Genomic DNA, 2,813 nt, shown 5'->3' on the forward strand with positions numbered 1-2,813 from the left:
CCCCCCACCCGCTCCCCCTGGAATTCGTCATCCCCCGCGACTACTATCGAACTCGTCGCACGAACACATCCAAACTTCAGCTAAACGCCAGTTTCACCCCAACGAGGATCAACGTCGCCGCCAATACATTGCGCAAAAGAGCCTCCGGCGCCTTCGACGACAAAAGGCTCCCAACCACGATTCCCGGTAGCGAGCCAACGAGCAACGAAACCAGCAGGTGCCAGTCGACCGAACCCAGCATCCAGTGGCCCGTACCCGCGATCAACGTTAGCGGAACGGCGTGCGCGACATCAGAGCCAACAATGCGCACCGTCGACAACCGGGGGTAGAGAAGCAACAGGACAGTGATGCCGATTGCGCCCGCGCCGACCGAGGTAATCGACACCAGCACACCAAGGACCGCACCGGTAAGCACGGTCCAGGCCACGGTGCTTCCTTCGCGGGTCGACGCGTTCGCCGCGCGCGCCGTACCGGCTTTATAGGCGAGCCGGGCGAGTTGCGGACGAAAGATGAGCGAGACGGCGGTCACCAGCAGCGCGTAGCCAAGCACCAGCTGGATCACGCGAGCCGCGCCGGGCGTGTTGAGGCCGTATCGGTTGAGCAGGAACAAAGTGATCACGGCTGCCGGCACGCTGCCGGCAGCAAGCCGGCCCGTAATGCGCCAGTCCACGGAACCCTTGATGCCATGGACCAGCGTCCCCGTCGCCTTGGTCGCGGCCGCGTACAGCAAATCAGTACCGACAGCAGTGGCCGGATGAATGCCGAACAGGAGCACGAGCAACGGCGTCATCAGCGAGCCGCCGCCTACGCCAGTAAGACCGACGAGGAAACCAACGCCCAGGCCGGAGACTGAATAAAGTAAATCGATGTGTGGAAAGGACATGCCGCAAGGAGCACCGGTTGAAACCGCGTGGGTCGAAAAACGGTCGATGATAGCGGGTCCGCCGCGCGCTCGCTCCGAGCGCGCGCAAATTGAATTCACCGGCGACGGTCGTACAATCGCCGAACGCCGGTCCGCGCAACTCTTTCTCAGGAAATGTAATGGATACGAAAGAACAGCGAGAAGCAAAGCAGCCAATGACCGATCAGGGCGATACGCGTGAAGACGTCCGCAACGCGCCCGGTGTCCGCGAGGTTGCGCCATCGACGCCATCAACGCTCTCTGCAGTCGCGGACGGTGCGTTCATCGCGAATGAGCACGCCAGTGTCGCGAACGAACGGCAGTTCGTGCTCAAGGCGGGCAACACCTTCGTGGTCAATGACGCCAATGGCGACATTCGTGGCATCGATGACGGCCTGTTTGTCAACGACACCCGCGTGTTGTCCCAACTGCTGCTGACATTCGGCGGGCGTGCGCCGTCCCTGCTCTCAGGCAGCGTCTCCAGCGACAACGCCGTTTTCACCGCGCATCTGACCAACCGGCCGCTGCCGCCCATAGGCGGTGCGAACACGCCCGAAGGCGTGATTCACGTCGAAAGGCGACGGGTGCTGTCGCGCCAGGTGCTGCATGAAGCCATCGTGCTCACCAACTACGGTACGGAACCGGCGACGGTGCCGCTGTCCATTACGTTCGCCGCCGATTTCCACGATATGTTCGAAGTGCGCGGTTCCACGCGCCCCAAGCGCGGTTCCATGCGCGAGCCCTGCATCGAAGATGGCGAGGTCGTGCTTCGTTACACGGGCCTCGATGAAGTGGAGCGAACCGCACGCATCCAGTTTTCGCCCGCGCCCAATTCGCTGACCACCGGCCGCGCCGACTACGTGTTGCGCATCCAGTCGGAAACGGCGATGTCCATTTACTTGTCGGTGACATCCATCACGCGTGCGTTGAGCGATGCGAGCGATGCAAGCAAGAAGATCGCCGAAGAAGGCGCTGAATGCGCGCCGGAATCGGGCCGGCCGGCCATCCGGGAGGCCCTCGTGGACGCGCATCGGCGGATGCGGGAGCGCCGTAGATCTGCTGCCCGGGTGCGTTCGAGCAACCCGTTGTTCAGCGAATGGATCGACCGGTCGCTGGCCGATCTCGGCCTGCTGACGACCGATCTCGAAACGGGACCGTATCCGTATGCCGGCATCCCGTGGTTTTCGACCGCGTTCGGGCGCGACGCCATCATTACGTCGCTACAGATGTTGTGGATCGATCCGTCGCTGGCGCGCGGCGTGTTGCGGTTCCTGGCGGCGCATCAGGCGCGCGAAGATTCGGCGTTCCGCGATGCCGAAATCGGCAAGATCATGCACGAGACCCGCAACAGCGAAATGGCCGCGACCGGAGAAGTGCCGTTCGCGATGTACTACGGCGGCGTCGACAGCACGCCACTGTTCGTCGCGCTCGCCGGCGCCTATGCCGAGCGAACCGGCGACATGGCGCTGATCGACGAATTGTGGCCCGCGTTGCAACTCGCCGGCCAATGGATCGCCCGCCATTGCGACACGAATGAATTCGGCTTGCTGAGCTACCAGCGCGCGACCGAAGCGGGGCTTGCGAACCAGGGCTGGAAGGACAGCGGCGACTCCGTGTTCCACGCCGACGGCAGTTTTCCCGTCGGGCCGATTTCGCTGGTCGAGGTCCAGGCGTACGCATCGACGGCGTTCGCGACCATGGCCCGTTTCTCCCGGCACCGTGGCGCTCCCGAGGACGCCGACGCGTTCGAGAAGCGCGCGCAACACATTCGGGAACGCGTGGAAGCCATGTTCTGGATGCCGGAGTCGGAGTTCTACGGCATTGCACTCGATGGCAAGGGCGACTTGTGTCGCGTGTTGGCGTCCAATGCCGGGCACTTGCTGGCATTCGGACTGGTCGAGCGAACCCGCGG

The 2,813-nt window shown here is 63.5% G+C and carries 2 protein-coding genes; one reads left to right on the forward strand and one right to left on the reverse strand.

What is annotated here, in order from left to right; genetic code table 11:
* Nucleotides 1-76: 76 nt before the first annotated feature.
* Nucleotides 77-883, reverse strand: coding sequence for a sulfite exporter TauE/SafE family protein (locus WCA53_RS00355; RefSeq protein WP_423904033.1), 807 nt, complete (start codon nt 881-883; stop codon nt 77-79).
* A gap of 194 nt (nt 884-1,077) precedes the next feature.
* Between WCA53_RS00355 and WCA53_RS00360 the strand changes: the two genes are divergently transcribed.
* Nucleotides 1,078-2,813 (forward strand): glycogen debranching N-terminal domain-containing protein (locus tag WCA53_RS00360; protein WP_423904036.1); only part of this gene is annotated, 1,736 nt, incomplete at its 3' end.

This window comes from Caballeronia sp. (assembly GCF_049581465.1).
In the GTDB taxonomy this organism is placed as follows: Bacteria; Pseudomonadota; Gammaproteobacteria; order Burkholderiales; family Burkholderiaceae; genus Caballeronia.

Bases quoted from the DNA above. Each gene is read 5' to 3' on its own strand.
- WCA53_RS00355 (WP_423904033.1), bottom strand. From the start codon at position 883: ATGTCCTTTCCACACATCGATTTACTTTATTCAGTCTCCGGCCTGGGC.